The sequence below is a fragment of the Pseudomonas sp. C321 genome, assembly GCF_055407105.1.
Window position 1 is genome coordinate 70,051 of record NZ_JBUZRB010000011.1, and the last position, 14,366, is coordinate 84,416.

Sequence of the window (14,366 nt, forward strand, 5' to 3'; positions counted from 1 at the left end):
TCTTTGATAAAGTATCGAGTTGAGGAGTAGAGCATGAGTCAGGAATGGGATGCCGGTCGCTTGGACAGCGACCTCGATGGCGTAGCTTTCGATACCCTGGCTGTGCGCGCTGGACAGCACCGCACGCCGGAAGGCGAACACGGTGATCCGATGTTCTTCACTTCCAGCTATGTCTTCCGCACTGCGGCCGATGCAGCGGCGCGCTTTGCCGGCGAAGTGCCGGGCAACGTTTACTCCCGCTACACCAACCCAACCGTGCGTGCGTTCGAAGAGCGTATTGCGGCGCTGGAAGGGGCCGAGCAGGCCGTCGCCACGGCAACGGGCATGGCGGCCATTTTGGCGGTGGTCATGAGTTTGTGCAGTGCCGGCGATCATGTGCTGGTGTCGCGCAGCGTATTTGGTTCGACCATCAGCCTGTTCGAAAAATATTTCAAGCGCTTCGGCATTGAAGTGGACTACGTGCCGCTGGCGGATCTGTCTGGCTGGGACGCGGCCATCAAGGCCAACACCAAATTGCTGTTCGTCGAGTCGCCCTCCAATCCGCTGGCTGAGCTGGTGGACATCGCTGCGCTGGCCGAAGTGGCCCACGCCAAGGGCGCAATGCTGGTGGTGGACAACTGCTTCTGCACCCCAGCCCTGCAACAGCCGCTGAAGCTGGGCGCGGACATCGTCGTGCATTCGGCCACCAAGTTCATCGACGGCCAGGGCCGTTGCATGGGCGGCGTGGTTGCAGGTGCAAGCGAGCAGATGAAGGAAGTAGTAGGCTTCTTGCGTACCGCAGGCCCGACCCTGAGCCCGTTCAATGCCTGGATTTTCCTCAAGGGTCTGGAAACCCTCAGCCTGCGGATGAAGGCCCATTGTGCCAGCGCCCAGGTTCTGGCCGAGTGGCTGGAGCAGCAGGACGGTATCGAAAAGGTCCATTACGCCGGTCTCAAGAGCCATCCCCAGCACGAGTTGGCCCAGCGCCAGCAGCGCGGGTTTGGTGCGGTAGTGAGCTTTGAGGTCAAGGGTGGCAAAGATGGCGCCTGGCGTTTTATCGACGCGACTCGGCTGATCTCCATTACCGCCAACCTTGGGGACAGCAAGACCACTATTACCCACCCAAGCACCACGTCCCATGGTCGTCTGGCGCCACAAGAGCGCGAAGCTGCGGGCATTCGCGACAGCCTGATTCGTGTAGCGGTGGGCCTGGAAGACGTGGCTGACTTGCAGGCAGACCTGGCTCGCGGGTTGGCGGCCTTGTGACCGAGTGGTCCCTGGAGGCGGCAACCGCCAGTAATGGTCGTGTCGCGCTGGTCACTGGTGCGGCACGCGGAATCGGCCTTGGGATTGCTGCGTGGCTGATCAGCGAAGGCTGGCAGGTGGTACTGACGGACCTGGACCGCGAACGCGGCTCCAAGGTGTCCAAGGTGCTGGGCGATAACGCTTGGTTTATCACCATGGACGTAGCCGATGAGCGGCAGGTGGTCCTTGGGGTGGCCGAGGTGCTCGGGCAGTTTGGGCGCCTGGATGCATTGGTATGCAACGCGGCGGTGACCGACCCGCGCAATATCACCCTGGAAAGCCTGGACCTGGCCTACTGGAATCGGGTGCTGGCGGTAAATCTGAGCGGTCCGATGTTGCTGGCCAAGCACTGTGCGCCGTATTTGCGGGCTCACGGTGGTGCCATCGTCAACCTGACGTCGACCCGGGCTCGCCAGTCGGAGCCGGATACCGAGGCTTATGTGGCGAGCAAGGGCGGTCTGTTGGCCCTGACCCACGCCCTGGCGATCAGCCTGGGGCCGGAAGTGCGGGTCAATGCCGTCAGCCCTGGCTGGATCGATGCTCGAGACCCCGCTGCTCGCCGTGCGGAGCCGCTGACGGACGCTGATCACGCTCAGCACCCGGCGGGCAGGGTAGGCACCGTGGAGGACGTGGCAGCGATGGTGGCGTGGTTGCTGTCGCGCAATGCCGGGTTTGTCACTGGGCAGGAGTTCGTTGTAGACGGTGGCATGACCAAGAAGATGATTTACAGCGAGTAAGGCAGGTCGCGGTCCTGAAGTGATTTTGTCTTTTTCAGAAAAACTTCAAGCAGGCTATTGACTTAGGTCCGCTATCTGCGTAAATTTCGCGGCCTCAACGAAGCAAAGGGTGATTAGCTCAGCTGGGAGAGCATCTGCCTTACAAGCAGAGGGTCGGCGGTTCGATCCCGTCATCACCCACCACTTCTTGAGAGTTTTGCCTTCGGGCAAGACGCAACGTTAAAGGTTGCACCGACGCGCAGCGGTAGTTCAGTCGGTTAGAATACCGGCCTGTCACGCCGGGGGTCGCGGGTTCGAGTCCCGTCCGCTGCGCCATATTTTACAGGTTCGATTTATCGGATTTGAGACTGAGAAGCCAAGGCTGATCAGTCAGATGTTAAAGGCGGTTGAAGGTGACACTTCAGCAGGTCCTGAAGGTTCAAACAGACGCAAGTCTGAGCGATACGCAGCGGTAGTTCAGTCGGTTAGAATACCGGCCTGTCACGCCGGGGGTCGCGGGTTCGAGTCCCGTCCGCTGCGCCATATCTGTTCCAGGGCCCACTGAACGCCCTGAGACGCCAAGGCAAGCCGCAAGCTTGATTGGATCGATAGCAAAGACCCTGGTCGAAAGACCGGGGTTTTTTGTGTCTGCAATTTGGGAAGGACGAATGCTGCAGGAGCTGGCAAGCAGCTCCTGCAGAAGGTCGGGTGGAAGTCAGAACCCCAGTTTATCCCGCAACCCGTAATACCAGGCCCCTAGCGCCGCAAACGGCGTGCGCAACAACTGCCCGCCCGGGAACGGGTAGTGCGGCAGGTCGGCAAACGCATCAAAACGCTCCGCCTGGCCCCGCAGTGCCTCCGCCAGTACCTTGCCTGCCAGGTGGGTGTAGGTGACGCCATGGCCGCTACAGCCCTGAGAGTAGTAGATATTGTCCCCCAGGCGACCGACCTGCGGCAGGCGCGATAGCGTCAGCAGGAAATTACCGGTCCAGGCGTAGTCGATCTTCACATCCTTGAGTTGCGGGAAGGCCTTGATCATCTTCGGCCGGATGATTGCTTCAATGTTTGCCGGGTCCCGTGCGCCATACACCACGCCGCCACCGAAGATCAGGCGTTTGTCGCTGGTCAGTCGGTAGTAGTCCAGCAAGTAGTTGCAGTCTTCGACACAGTAATCCTGCGGCAGCAGGGTTTTCGCCAGCTCATCACCCAGTGGCGCCGTGGTGATCACTTGGGTGCCGCACGGCATCGACTTGGCCGCCAACTCCGGCACCAGATTGCCCAGGTAGGCATTGCCGGCGACAATGATGAACTTGGCCCTGACCTTGCCCTGTGCCGTATGCACGACCGGATTAGCCCCGCGCTCAATGCGCACCGCAGCAGATTGCTCGTAGATCGTGCCGCCCAGGGATTCCACTGCCGCCGCTTCCCCCAGCGCCAGGTTGAGCGGGTGGATATGCCCGCCGCTCATGTCCAGCAGGCCACCTATATAGTTGTCACAGGCGACCACCTCGCGAATGCGTCGCTCGTCCAGCAGTTCCAGCTGGGTATGGCCGTAGCGCTCCCACAGGCGCTTCTGCGATTCCAGATGGCCCATGTGCTTGCTATTCAGCGCGGCGAACACACCGCCGTCCTTCAGGTCGCATTGTATTTGGTACTTGGCCACCCGCTCGCGAATGATCCGGCCGCCTTCAAAGGCCATTTCCCCCAGTAACTGCGCCTGTTTCGGGCCGACACTGCGCTCGATCACATCGATGTCGCGGCTGTAACTGTTGACGATCTGCCCGCCGTTGCGGCCTGACGCACCAAAGCCCACCTTGGCGGCTTCCAGCACCGTCACACGAAAGCCGTTCTCCAGCAGGAACAGTGCGCTGGAAAGGCCGGTGTAGCCGGCGCCAATCACGCACACATCGGTTTCGACTTCGCCTTGCAGGAGCGGGCGAGGAGGGACCGCATTCGCGGAAGCGGCGTAATACGACTGGGGATAGGGGGTGTTCGCCATCCTGGAACCTCTGTTTTATATTTTTTACGAGTGCGCCGATCCTACCTGAGTTGAAAATCCGCTGCCAGCCACCGGAAAAATACAGTTGTGCCAGCTGAAATTAAAAAATTCGCATATTCATAGGCTTAGCTGCAAAAAAGGTGTTGACACACTTCGGAAATTCCGTAGAATGCCGCCACACAGCAGGCACGTAGCTCAGTTGGTTAGAGCACCACCTTGACATGGTGGGGGTCGTTGGTTCGAGTCCAATCGCGCCTACCAAACAAAATCCGCTCTGCTGGGCGGTCTAGAAGGGCTCACCGAAAGGTGGGCCCTTTTTTGTTGTCTGCGCTGTGTAAAAACCACGCAAAGCCCCTGTCACACCGTGTCCATCCCCCACAAACTTTATTGGTTTGCAGCAACAATTTTTCTTGTTGGACACGTCCGCTGCCAAGCAGCAAAGATGCCCACCACTGACGCTAGACCTTTCAGGTCAATAATAAAAATCCGAGTCGGGCTGTCCGCCATATCCAGAAGCGAATCTGACGTTCTCGTCTTTTTCCTTCCAGCGTTACTGGCGACGCGGCACGCAATCAAGGACTCACGCCATGCAAACAGTTGTGAACCTATGGCCGCTGATCGGCGTACTCGTCATCGTGGTCGGCTTTGTGTTGCGCTTCAATCCGCTGCTGGTAGTGACTGCGGCGGCGATTGCCACCGGGCTTGCTGCTCAATTCCCCCTGGAAAAAATCCTCGCCACCATGGGCGACGGCTTCATGCAAACCCGTGCCTTGCAACTGATTCTGTTGTTGCCGTTGGCGGTAATCGGCTTGCTGGAGCGTCATGGCTTGAGACTGCATGCGCAGAACTGGATCGCCCGGTTTGAGCGGGCTACCGTCGGGCGCCTGCTGATTATCTACCTGTTTGTCCGTGAGTCTACGGCTGCCATGGGACTGACCAGCCTTGGTGGGCATCCGCAGATGGTGCGTCCGCTCCTGGCGCCAATGGCTGAAGGCGCAGCTGAAAAGCGCTACGGGAAAATCCCGGAAAAGCTTCGCCACAAAGTCTTGGCCATGTGTGCCGCGACTGACAATGTGGGCCTGTTTTTTGGTGAAGATATCTTTGTCGCTTTTGGCGCGATTGCGCTGATGCATACCTTCCTGCTGGGTTCGGGGATTGATGTCGAACCGCTGCATATCGCCGTCTGGGGCATCCCCACCGCGATTTGCGCCTTCATTATTCATGCGATACGCCTGCACCGTTTTGACCGAATGCTGACCCGTGAGTTGTCGCCCGTAGCGCCGGCTGCCACCCAGACGGAGGCGGCACAATGATCATCTCCATTCAATACCTGTACTGGCTGGCCGGGGTTTTGCTGTTGATCACCGCCGGGATGATTCTGGCTGACCGAACGCACCCCAAACGCTGGTCCAGTTCGCTGTTTTGGCTGCTATTCGCCATCCCTTTTCTGGTGGGGGAGCGCATACCCTCGATTGCAATTGGCATCGGTGTCGTGCTGATGGCGGTCATCGCAGGCCTTGGCGGTGTAGGCCGTGGCGCTCATGCCGAGTTGCATGACAAGGACTCTCGTGCCAGTGCCGGTCGGCTGGGTCATAAACTATTTATCCCCGCTCTGGCGATTCCACTGACTACGGTGATCGGCTCCGTGTTGCTCAAACACACCGAAATCGGTGGCGTACCGCTGCTTGACCCGAAAAACACCACCTTTGTTTCCCTGGGTGTGGGCTGTCTGATCGCCTTGGCACTGGCTTGCTGGCTGACCCGTGACACGCCGGTGCAGGCCTTGCGCGAATCCCGACGCCTGACTGAGGCGCTTGGCTGGGCAATGGTTCTGCCGCAGATGCTGGCGATGCTCGGCCTGCTCTTCAACGAGGCTGGGGTCGGCACCGCCGTGGCCCACGTCGCCACCACCTACATCAACCTGGATTTCAAGTTGGTGGCGGTGATGGTCTACGTGCTGGGCATGGCATTGTTTACGGTGATCATGGGTAATGGTTTCGCGGCGTTTCCGGTGATGACCGGCGGGATTGGTGTGCCGGTGCTGGTGGGTGTCTACGGTGGCAACCCGGCGGTGATGGCTGCTATCGGCATGTTCTCCGGCTACTGCGGTACGCTGATGACGCCAATGGCGGCGAACTTCAATATCGTGCCAGCCGCGCTGCTGGAACTGCCCGACAAAAACGCGGTGATCAAGGCGCAAATGCCGACCGCGCTGATGATGCTGGTGGTCAATATCGTTCTTCTTTACCTGCTGATGTGAGGCAATGATGCAAACACTGCTGCTCACCGGTTTCGAACCCTTCGACCAAGACACCGTTAACCCTTCCTGGGAAGCCGTGCGCCTGCTGGATGGTGTGCAACTGAGCGACGACCTGCGCATCATCGCCCGGCAACTACCGTGTGCCTTCGCCACCGCTGGCATCCGGTTGAGTGAACTGCTGGTCGAGCATCGTCCGCAGATGGTCATCGCCATCGGACTGGCTTGCGGTCGTAGTGATATTTCCATCGAGCGGGTGGCGATCAACCTCATTGATGCACGGATCCCGGATAATATCGGCCACCAACCCATCGACACTCCTGTGGTGCCCGATGGTCCCGCCGCCTACTTCAGCACCTTGCCTATCAAGGCCATGGTGAAAGCGCTGCGGGACGGGGGGATTCCCGCTTCGGTTTCGCAAACGGCCGGCACCTTTGTGTGTAATCAGGTGTTCTACAGCCTGCAACACGCACTTGCTGGATCGTCAGTGCGCAGTGGTTTCATTCATGTGCCTTTGCTGCCAGAACAAGCCTCGCGTGCGATATCAGGGCAGCCTTCGATGGCTTTGGCAACGTTGGTTGAAGGATTGCAGATTACTGCGCTGACGGCATGGAACACACAGGTGGACGTAGCAGAAACGGGAGGGCAGGTTAGTTGACATCATTGGGCCTCATGCCTGCCGTCCCGGGAAAACAGCTCAAAACATGTCACCCCGTCTTCACTGCTGACACTGTACCGACCGTTATGCAGTTGCATGATTGTCGCGACGATGGACAGCCCCAGGCCATTGATGTGGTCGGCGATGTTATCGCGGGCGGTGAGGAACAGCACCGGAGTGTCGGCCTCCTTGCGCAGGCGGCGCAGGACTTCCCAACCGTCCATTTTCGGCATCATCACAGCCCTGGATCAGTGGGGTTGCGGGGGAGGCTGGTGAGGTGCTGGCAAAGGCTGAGCCGGTGCCCAGCATCAACAGGCTGGCGGCGATCAGGCAGAGTTTACTGATTGGTTTCATGGTGTGGACCCTTTCATTATCAGTAGGAAGTTGTGTCACCGGGTGTGGGGGACTGACGACTTCACTGTATGAAGTGAGGGTGCTGGTAACGCTGACAACTCAATGACAAGTTTGTAATGCAATGGGAGGGTGCTTTCTACGTCCTCGTCCGTTTACAAGCCCTGGGTCGATCCGTAGATTGCAGCAGGCAAGTGGTTCGTCAGGGCCCAAGACCGGGCGACGAGAGCGAGAGGAAACCGAGCAGTGTCCGCCAAAGGTTCAGCCGTGTTTGATAGCCGGTACCGTGCATTTCTGTTTGATATGGACGGGACCATTCTCAACTCCATCGCCGCCGCAGAGCGTGTCTGGGCAGCCTGGGCCAAGCGCCATGGCCTGGATGTACAGGCGTTCCTGACCACTATTCATGGCGTTCGGGCCATTGACACCATCACCCGGCAGGCCTTGCCTGGAGTGGATGCAGACGCTGAGGCGCGGGGCATTGCCGAGGCCGAGATCGAGGACATCGAGGGCGTGGTGGCAATCCCTGGCGCGGTGGAGTTTCTGAAGACGCTGCCCGGCAATCAATGGGCAGTGGTGACGTCTGCACCCAGGGCATTGGCCCTGCGCCGTTTGCAAGCGGCAGGAATCGTCCCGCCAGCAGTCATGGTGACGGCCGAGGATGTCGCCAGCGGTAAGCCTGATCCGACTTGTTACCTGTTGGGGGCGCAACGGTTGGGTGTGCCGGTCCAGCAATGCCTGGTCTTTGAGGATGCTACGGTTGGTATCCTGGCCGGAGAGGCGGCGGGGGCGGATGTCATGGTGGTTACGTCCGCGCACTTGACTCCCATGGCGACAGAACACGCAACGATTGTTGGTTATGAGCAATGGCTGGCCGATCGTGACGAAGACGGTTTCCTGCGGTTGCTGCCTCAGCAGCACTGAGATGAAAAAGGCCAGCCCTTTTACGAGGTCCGGCCTTGGTCGATGCCGGGAGGGCAGGCTGGAGGCTGATTATTGTTCAGGGTCTGCAGCCGCGTGCTTCGGATGCCCTGACGCGAAATCACCATCTCCTTGAGGATTTCATGAGCCAGCCTGGCAATCGCTTCAGCTCCCCGGTAATGAGCGCGGACGATCCCGGTCACTGCAAAGTGATCGGCATCCGGGCCGCTGAGGATTGCTGACAGAGTGCCGTCGGCATGCAGCGTGCAGACAACGTTGTAACTAGGTAAGCGCGCTGTCAGGGCGGCCTCGATTTCGGATTTGCTGAGAGTGTCCATCTGCTTTAGAGCCTTTTACAGACCATGCAGGTCCAAGCATAGATTCTGCTGAAGGACTGTAAATGATGGCTATCTGGCGCTATGGCTGCCACATTTCTAGAGCGGGTTGAGCGCTGCTCCCCGTCAGGATGAGGTTTTCTCACGGGCGTTACGGAAGGCCCGTCGGCGCAGTTTTCGATGAATGGCGGCTTGAATCGGCTTGAGGCAGAAGAATAATAGATAACCGCACAGAAACAGCGCCAGATCCGGCCAGCAAGGCGCGTCCGTGTTGCTGGCATCTTCTATTTCGAACCTTGCGCCGTACCCCGCAGCCACGAAGACCAGCCCAATAAGCAGGGCAATAATCCAGGATTTAGAGACATAAGGCTGCTTGCTGGTTCGCCTCATTAACGTGCTCCTGCGTGCACTGTAAGGTTTTATTACATTTCTATCGGCATTCGGCTGCCGAATTGATCGCAAGTTCCCTTGGCGAGCGTGCGCGATTGCAGCGTTGGGCTAATACTGAGAAACGCTTGTGCAACCGTCCAAAAATGTCTTCAACGATGGGGAGCGCACATCATGTTGGCCCACTGGCTTCTTGCGGCTGTTCATCTGCTGGCTTTCGCCATGGCCTTTACGGCCGTACTGGCTCGTGGCAAGGCTCTGCGCAGCCTGAAAGGCACAGACTCATCGCCGGTTCGGCAGGTATTGATTGCGGATAATTTCTGGGGGATCAGTGCGTTGGTGCTGCTCATAACGGGCGGTATGCGCGCCTTTGGTGGCTTTGAGAAAGGCACCGAGTACTACCTTCAACAGCCGTTGTTTCACCTGAAAATGACCTTGTTCATTTTTATTCTGTTGCTGGAGATCGCACCGATGATCCGTTTGATCAAATGGCGGATTGCATTGGCGCGTGGCAACCGACTTGATCTATGCAAGGCCGGGCTGTTTGCGCGCATCAGTTATATTCAAGGGTTATTGATTGTGTTGATGGTCATTGCGGCAAGCGGCATGGCACGGGGCGTCAGCCTGGGTTGACGGAGCCTGGTGCGCAGAGGGGGAGTGAGCGCTGCGTTGATCACGGCAAACCGCGAACAGGCCAAGGGGCTTTCGCCAGCCGTTACAGTGAACGAAAGGGCTGGCTACTGGAGACGCTTCAAGGTGTTTCGCGTTTGTCCGGGGCAGTCAGGCCCGCCTGGATGCGTTGGTAGATCTCTTCACGATGCACTGCAACATTCTTGGGCGCATTGATGCCGATTCTCACTTGCTGGCCGCTAACGCCCAGAATGGTGATCGTAATGTCATCACCGATGTTTATGCTTTCACCAACTTTGCGGGTGAGTATCAGCATGGACTTCTCCTTGATTGCTTTGAAGGACAAATGTTTCAGACAGGGCAGATGTCGGTTGTGTGTAGCTTGCTGTGACGCGCTTCCCTGTGGCAGCTTCTTTTAGGACGCATAGAGGCCGCATTAATTCCCATGGCGCCATCATACAGGTCTGAGAAACATCATTCGCATTGTTTAAGCCAGCGTTTATGACGGCCAGAATAGACAGTGAATGATAAAGTTGCCTCTTTGATCCTTAAAGGAGCAGGGCAGTGCGTAAAGTAGCGATGGCAATTGTGGTGTTGGCATTGGCCGGCTGTGGTGAAGGTCGCAGTGTCGATACCCCCAGGGCTAAGCCCGCAATCGCTGAGGTCCAGCCCCAGGCGTCAACGATTGGAGCCCAGGAGTGGGACGTATGGGTAGGCCCGCCAGACCATAAGCTGCAGGCGTTGACGGATCTGACCGCGTGGTTGCTCGAGCATGGATTCAGTTTTTATCTGGTCAAGGAAGACGGTAAGGATCAGGTTCTGATGGGACCTTTCAGCAGCAAGGCCGAGGCCGAGGCGAAGCAGATACAGTTAACGGAAAAACTGGCCAAGGCCAAGAAAAATGACACTGTATCGCAGGTCATCGAACACAAGGCCGCACAGTAAGAAAAGGGCGAGCGCACATATAAGGTTCCGCTCGCCTACTCTCATTCAGTCGCAGGCTTTCAAGTTCACCGGGCCGACGAACTCATTGCCGCGTCCCATCACACACGCCACGGTTTGATTGCGCTGGCGTTCCCAGGGCTGTGCCGGATAGGTCTTGTTCCAGGCTTCGTACAACTGACGGTCCTGTTTCGACAGGCGCAAGCCGTACTGTTTGCTCATATAGAAGTACGTCCGGGCGATCATGCCGCGTATGGACGGTCGGGGCATGACCTTCTTGGCCTTGAAGTCCACCTGGGTCAGGCATGAACCGTATTGCCCGCTTTGCACCGGCAGCCAGCCAAAACTGAAGTTGTTGCGATCGCCGTTGACCTCGCCGATGCTCGGCACCAGGTTGTGCAGATCCGCTTCGGCACGCTTGTAGACGGCGTCGTACCGGGTGCAGTTCTTGCGTCCGCCGTCCTGCCAACACTGGCGTTGATGGCCGATCTGCCAAGCGGGAACAATGTGTTCCCATTCAATCCGTGCCGCGCGGTTGGCGTTTTTGCGTGGGATGTAGCCGCAGGCTTTCAGGTCCACCCGGTTTCCGGTGTATTTGCATCCACAGTAGAACTCCGTGGATTGCGGGGCGTAGAGCTTCCAGGCGATTTTCTTGGCTTCACTGAAGGTTCGGGGCGCCTGGGCATGAGCGGTGACAGCGAAAAACAGGCACAGCACGGTAAAGAAACGCACACTCATTGAATCAATCTTCCTTCGGCACAACCCAGAAAATCTGCACGCCGCCGTCATCACGATGGGCAAGAGTGACGTTGTCGTTTTCTGCAATCTCTTCCAGCAATCGCTCCCATTCATCCACAGGCTCATCCGGCAAACGGAAGATCAAGGCTGCCTTGGCTTTCTGAGCGTTGGTCGAATTGATGATTTTCTGCACGCGAACCGCCAGGCGTTCGTAGGCATCAGGAGGTTTCGGTGCTGCGGGGGAAGGCTTCGCCACGGAGTAGTCCTTATTAAGCTGTACGAACATACAGTATTTAACTGTGGGGAAATTCGCAACTGCTTAAAATTCAATAAGGCCCCTATGACAATGATTTATCGGATTTTGTGCAAGATGACTTTGTTTTTTAAGGTTTTTTAAGAAGAGGTGACGCGGGGGGGGCGTTGACCCACCCGCGAAGCGCCGCGAGTGGGGGATGGCCTGGCCGTTAAAGGCCGGGCCGGGGAGGGATCAATATTCCCAGAATATACGTTGCAGTTCCTTGCTGTCCTGGGTCTTGGTCAGGGCGACCATGGCCAGGATGCGGGCTTTCTGCGGGTTCAGGTCATGGGCAACAACCCAGTCATTCTTGTCGTCAGGCTGTTCGGCGTTGCGCAGAACGAAACCGCCGGCATTGACGTGGGAAGAGCGAATGATCTGCACGCCATCCTTGCGCAGGGCCTGCAGGGCTGGCACTACCTTGGAAGACACCGAACCGTTGCCAGTACCCGCGTGGATGATGGCTTTGGCGCCAGCCTGGGCCAGGGCCTTGTAGGCGGTGTCGCTCACGTTGCCGTATGAGTAGGCGATTTCGACGTCTGGCAGGCTTTTGATGGTCTTGATGTCGAATTCCGAATCCATGGTGTGACGCTTGGCAGGCAGGCGGAACCAGTAGGACTTGCCTTCAACGATCATCCCCAGAGGGCCCCAGGCACTTTTGAACGCTTCGGTCTTGATGTTGATCATTTTGCTGACGTCGCGACCCGACTGGATCTCGTCGTTCATGGTCACCAGGACGCCTTTGCCGCGAGCATCTTTGCTGCTGGCTACTGCGACGGCGTTGTACAGGTTAAGCATGCCGTCAGCCGACATGGCAGTACCCGGACGCATCGAGCCGACCACGACGATTGGCTTGTCGGTTTTTTCTACCAGGTTGAGGAAGTAAGCGGTTTCTTCCAGCGTGTCGGTACCGTGGGTGATCACGATGCCGTCCACGTCTTTTCTGTCGGCCAGTTCGGCGACGCGACGACCCAGTTGCAGCAGGTTTTCGTTGGTGATGCTTTCGGAAGCAATTTGCATCACTTGCTCGCCGCGCACATTGGCGATCTGGCTGAGCTCAGGAACACCGGCGATCAATTGCTCGATGCCTACTTTGGCGGCCTGGTAGGTCGCACTATTGGCCGCGCTGGCGCCAGCGCCAGCAATGGTGCCGCCGGTGGCAAGGATCACCACGTTGGAGAGCTTGGTCTTGCTTTCAACTTCTTTTGCCTGGGCGGCAACAGGGAAGAGCAGCAGTAGGGCTAAAGCGCCCGGGACAAAGTGCTTGAGTGCAGATTTCATTATTTTTCTCTCTAGTTTTGATGAGTGCTTGTGCAGGTTCATCTAGAAACACCACGGGCTGTACTGAGTGCCACGAGGCGTTGAGTAAGAGCAGGATTTGTACCAGTGGTATTTTGTTCTGGGAATGAATTTAACTTATTGATTTTAAACAATATTTATTTTATCTGAGAGAAGCTTTTTTCAATTGTTGTCCGAGTTTCCGAACAAAGGCACCTTCTCATGTTCGGTTGTCCGAAAGCATGATGGAAAAATCCCTTTGGCCATCAGTGAAAATTTCACCTCATCTGTCGTTTTAGAGAACGATCGGCTGTCAGAGATGTTTAAAGGGTAATAACAATAGTCTGTAGGGTGGGACGCAGAGCAGGTGTAGAAAAAGGACTTTTCTTTCGTTGACAAGTCTCGACAAAATTCGCATAGTTTGACTAACGCAAACGTTTGCGAGACGTTTCATGGGTCACTCTCTGGGTGGCGTGAAAGCTCGTATAAGCCGCCCGGGTGGGCTGGCTGGCGAAGCACTATTCGGTGCAAGCGTTGCTCTCAATAATCATAAGAACGGAGTGAACCCATGAAGCTGCCATTCTCTGGACGTCTTCTTGCTGTCGCTGTGCTTGCTGCAGCATCCGCCGCTTTGCCCCTCTCCCACGCATTTGCCGATGAAACCGCCGCCAAACCCAAGGTCGGCCTGGTGATGAAATCCCTCGCCAACGAATTCTTCGTCACCATGCAAGACGGCGCCAAGGAGTACCAGAAAGCCCACTCCGCCGACTTTGACATGATCACCAACGGTATCAAGAACGAAACCGATACCTCCGCCCAGATTGATATCGTCAATCAGATGATTCTGGCCAAGGTTGACGCACTGGTCATTGCGCCTGCTGATTCCAAGGCGCTGGTCTCGGTCCTGAAGAAGGCCTCCGATGCCGGTATCAAGATCGTCAACATCGACAACCGTCTTGATCCGGGCGTGTTGAAAAGCAAATCTCTCGATATTCCCTTCGTAGGCCCTGACAACCGCAAGGGGGCCCGCCTGGTCGGTGAATACCTGGCCAAGCAGCTGAGTGCTGGCGATAAAGTCGGCATCATTGAAGGTGTATCGACCACCACCAACGCCCAGCAGCGTACCGCCGGTTTCAAGGATGCAATGGAGGCCGCCAAGATCGATGTGGTGACCCTGCAGTCCGGCGAGTGGGAAATCGACAAAGGCAACAAGGTTGCCGCTGCAATGTTAAGCGAGTACCCGGATCTCAAGGCATTGCTGGCGGGTAACGACAACATGGCGGTAGGTGCTGTTTCTGCCGTTCGTGCCGCGGGCAAGGCTGGCAAGGTCCAAGTGGTTGGCTATGACAACATTGATGCCATCAAACCCATGCTTCAAGACGGTCGTGTCCTTGCGACCGCCGACCAGGCGGCTGCAAAGCAAGCGGTGTTTGGTATCGAAAGCGCTCTGAAACTGGTCAAGGGCGAAAAAGTCGATGCCGTAGACGGCATGATCGAAACGCCGGTCGAACTCATCCTCAAGAAGTAATTCCTGGCTGCACAAAACAGCGTCCGCTCGTTTTGTGCGGACGCCTG

The 14,366-nt window shown here is 57.3% G+C and carries 16 protein-coding genes, 4 tRNA genes and 1 pseudogene; 13 read left to right on the plus strand and 8 right to left on the minus strand.

The window, feature by feature from the left end; all coding sequences use genetic code 11:
- Nucleotides 1–33 precede the first annotated feature (33 nt).
- The 5 genes from ACZRJ6_RS23790 to ACZRJ6_RS23810 all read left to right on the plus strand — a co-directional run bounded on the left by ACZRJ6_RS23790 (nt 34) and on the right by ACZRJ6_RS23810 (nt 2,543).
- Nucleotides 34–1,245 carry an O-succinylhomoserine sulfhydrylase gene (locus ACZRJ6_RS23790; protein WP_463970405.1) on the plus strand — a complete coding sequence of 404 codons (1,212 nt, stop codon included), beginning with the start codon at nt 34–36 and terminating at the stop codon, nt 1,243–1,245.
- A gap of 11 nt (nt 1,246–1,256) precedes the next feature.
- Entirely contained in the window at nt 1,257–2,021 is a 765-nt protein-coding gene (locus ACZRJ6_RS23795) for an SDR family oxidoreductase (protein WP_463970455.1), read from the plus strand.
- Nucleotides 2,022–2,128: 107 nt separating this feature from the next.
- Nucleotides 2,129–2,204, plus strand: a tRNA-Val gene (locus ACZRJ6_RS23800).
- Nucleotides 2,205–2,259: 55 nt separating this feature from the next.
- Nucleotides 2,260–2,336 (plus strand) — tRNA-Asp (locus ACZRJ6_RS23805).
- Between the two features lie 130 nt (nt 2,337–2,466).
- Nucleotides 2,467–2,543, plus strand: a tRNA-Asp gene (locus ACZRJ6_RS23810).
- Nucleotides 2,544–2,715: 172 nt separating this feature from the next.
- Here ACZRJ6_RS23810 and ACZRJ6_RS23815 read toward each other — a convergent pair.
- The gene (locus ACZRJ6_RS23815) at nt 2,716–3,999 is read right to left on the minus strand and encodes an NAD(P)/FAD-dependent oxidoreductase (RefSeq protein WP_149413698.1); all 1,284 of its coding nucleotides are present in this window, start codon (nt 3,997–3,999) and stop codon (nt 2,716–2,718) included.
- Between the two features lie 184 nt (nt 4,000–4,183).
- On the opposite strand from ACZRJ6_RS23815, the gene ACZRJ6_RS23820 reads away from it, so the two are divergent.
- The 4 genes from ACZRJ6_RS23820 to pcp all read left to right on the plus strand — a co-directional run bounded on the left by ACZRJ6_RS23820 (nt 4,184) and on the right by pcp (nt 6,914).
- Nucleotides 4,184–4,260: transfer RNA gene (locus ACZRJ6_RS23820), tRNA-Val, on the plus strand.
- A gap of 326 nt (nt 4,261–4,586) precedes the next feature.
- Complete coding sequence (locus ACZRJ6_RS23825; RefSeq protein WP_133102945.1) at nt 4,587–5,312, plus strand: 5-oxoproline transporter, DUF969 family subunit; 726 nt, start codon at nt 4,587–4,589, stop codon at nt 5,310–5,312.
- Nucleotides 5,309–6,259, plus strand: coding sequence for a DUF979 domain-containing protein (locus tag ACZRJ6_RS23830; RefSeq protein ID WP_350616438.1), 951 nt, complete (start codon nt 5,309–5,311; stop codon nt 6,257–6,259). The genes ACZRJ6_RS23825 and ACZRJ6_RS23830 overlap by 4 nt, the downstream gene beginning before the upstream one ends.
- A gap of 7 nt (nt 6,260–6,266) precedes the next feature.
- Entirely contained in the window at nt 6,267–6,914 is a 648-nt protein-coding gene (pcp, locus tag ACZRJ6_RS23835) for a pyroglutamyl-peptidase I (RefSeq protein ID WP_463970404.1), read from the plus strand.
- 116 nt (nt 6,915–7,030) lie between these two features.
- Here the strand turns inward: pcp and ACZRJ6_RS23840 are convergent.
- A pseudogene (locus tag ACZRJ6_RS23840) lies at nt 7,031–7,153 on the minus strand (response regulator); the annotation flags it as partial.
- Between the two features lie 358 nt (nt 7,154–7,511).
- Between ACZRJ6_RS23840 and ACZRJ6_RS23845 the strand changes: the two are divergent.
- Nucleotides 7,512–8,189 (plus strand): HAD-IA family hydrolase, encoded by a 678-nt coding sequence (locus ACZRJ6_RS23845; RefSeq protein ID WP_463970403.1) that lies wholly within the window; start codon nt 7,512–7,514, stop codon nt 8,187–8,189.
- Nucleotides 8,190–8,209: 20 nt separating this feature from the next.
- Here ACZRJ6_RS23845 and ACZRJ6_RS23850 read toward each other — a convergent pair whose 3' ends face one another.
- Both ACZRJ6_RS23850 and ACZRJ6_RS23855 read right to left on the minus strand, forming a co-directional pair.
- Nucleotides 8,210–8,524 carry a hypothetical protein gene (locus tag ACZRJ6_RS23850; protein ID WP_463970402.1) on the minus strand — a complete coding sequence of 105 codons (315 nt, stop codon included), beginning with the start codon at nt 8,522–8,524 and terminating at the stop codon, nt 8,210–8,212.
- Nucleotides 8,525–8,647: 123 nt separating this feature from the next.
- A complete protein-coding gene (locus tag ACZRJ6_RS23855; protein WP_463970401.1) occupies nt 8,648–8,911 on the minus strand; it encodes a hypothetical protein in 264 nt (87 codons plus the stop codon).
- 171 nt (nt 8,912–9,082) lie between these two features.
- Between ACZRJ6_RS23855 and ACZRJ6_RS23860 the strand changes: the two genes are divergently transcribed.
- Nucleotides 9,083–9,541: a DUF2214 family protein gene (locus ACZRJ6_RS23860; protein WP_463970400.1), complete on the plus strand. Its 459-nt coding sequence runs from the start codon at nt 9,083–9,085 to the stop codon at nt 9,539–9,541.
- A gap of 118 nt (nt 9,542–9,659) precedes the next feature.
- Here the strand turns inward: ACZRJ6_RS23860 and csrA are convergent, their stop codons facing one another.
- A complete protein-coding gene (gene csrA, locus ACZRJ6_RS23865) occupies nt 9,660–9,854 on the minus strand; it encodes a carbon storage regulator CsrA (protein WP_060838422.1) in 195 nt (64 codons plus the stop codon).
- Between the two features lie 263 nt (nt 9,855–10,117).
- Here csrA and ACZRJ6_RS23870 point away from each other — a divergent pair, with 263 nt between their 5' ends.
- On the plus strand, nt 10,118–10,483 hold the full coding sequence (locus ACZRJ6_RS23870) for an SPOR domain-containing protein (protein WP_463970454.1): 366 nt from the start codon (nt 10,118–10,120) through the stop codon (nt 10,481–10,483).
- A gap of 45 nt (nt 10,484–10,528) precedes the next feature.
- On the opposite strand, the gene ACZRJ6_RS23875 is transcribed toward ACZRJ6_RS23870, so the two are convergent.
- The 3 genes from ACZRJ6_RS23875 to ACZRJ6_RS23885 form a co-directional block, all read right to left on the minus strand.
- Complete coding sequence (locus ACZRJ6_RS23875) at nt 10,529–11,218, minus strand: endonuclease (protein WP_463970399.1); 690 nt, start codon at nt 11,216–11,218, stop codon at nt 10,529–10,531.
- A gap of 4 nt (nt 11,219–11,222) precedes the next feature.
- Nucleotides 11,223–11,474, minus strand: coding sequence for a DUF1654 domain-containing protein (locus tag ACZRJ6_RS23880; RefSeq protein WP_463970398.1), 252 nt, complete (start codon nt 11,472–11,474; stop codon nt 11,223–11,225).
- Between the two features lie 231 nt (nt 11,475–11,705).
- Nucleotides 11,706–12,794 (minus strand): asparaginase, encoded by a 1,089-nt coding sequence (locus ACZRJ6_RS23885; RefSeq protein ID WP_463970397.1) that lies wholly within the window; start codon nt 12,792–12,794, stop codon nt 11,706–11,708.
- Nucleotides 12,795–13,359: 565 nt separating this feature from the next.
- Here ACZRJ6_RS23885 and ACZRJ6_RS23890 point away from each other — a divergent pair.
- Nucleotides 13,360–14,319, plus strand: coding sequence for a substrate-binding domain-containing protein (locus ACZRJ6_RS23890; RefSeq protein WP_463970396.1), 960 nt, complete (start codon nt 13,360–13,362; stop codon nt 14,317–14,319).
- The last annotated feature ends 47 nt before the right edge of the window (nt 14,320–14,366 follow it).

Coding starts and splice junctions, on each gene's coding strand:
- ACZRJ6_RS23790 (WP_463970405.1), top strand. CDS start 34: ATGAGTCAGGAATGGGATGCCGGTCGCTTGGACAGCGACCTCGATGGC.
- ACZRJ6_RS23815 (WP_149413698.1), bottom strand. CDS start 3,999: ATGGCGAACACCCCCTATCCCCAGTCGTATTACGCCGCTTCCGCGAAT.
- ACZRJ6_RS23825 (WP_133102945.1), top strand. CDS start 4,587: ATGCAAACAGTTGTGAACCTATGGCCGCTGATCGGCGTACTCGTCATC.
- ACZRJ6_RS23830 (WP_350616438.1), top strand. CDS start 5,309: ATGATCATCTCCATTCAATACCTGTACTGGCTGGCCGGGGTTTTGCTG.
- pcp (WP_463970404.1), top strand. CDS start 6,267: ATGCAAACACTGCTGCTCACCGGTTTCGAACCCTTCGACCAAGACACC.
- ACZRJ6_RS23850 (WP_463970402.1), bottom strand. CDS start 8,524: ATGGACACTCTCAGCAAATCCGAAATCGAGGCCGCCCTGACAGCGCGC.
- ACZRJ6_RS23855 (WP_463970401.1), bottom strand. CDS start 8,911: ATGAGGCGAACCAGCAAGCAGCCTTATGTCTCTAAATCCTGGATTATT.
- ACZRJ6_RS23860 (WP_463970400.1), top strand. CDS start 9,083: ATGTTGGCCCACTGGCTTCTTGCGGCTGTTCATCTGCTGGCTTTCGCC.
- csrA (WP_060838422.1), bottom strand. CDS start 9,854: ATGCTGATACTCACCCGCAAAGTTGGTGAAAGCATAAACATCGGTGAT.
- ACZRJ6_RS23870 (WP_463970454.1), top strand. CDS start 10,118: ATGGCAATTGTGGTGTTGGCATTGGCCGGCTGTGGTGAAGGTCGCAGT.
- ACZRJ6_RS23875 (WP_463970399.1), bottom strand. CDS start 11,218: ATGAGTGTGCGTTTCTTTACCGTGCTGTGCCTGTTTTTCGCTGTCACC.
- ACZRJ6_RS23885 (WP_463970397.1), bottom strand. CDS start 12,794: ATGAAATCTGCACTCAAGCACTTTGTCCCGGGCGCTTTAGCCCTACTG.
- ACZRJ6_RS23890 (WP_463970396.1), top strand. CDS start 13,360: ATGAAGCTGCCATTCTCTGGACGTCTTCTTGCTGTCGCTGTGCTTGCT.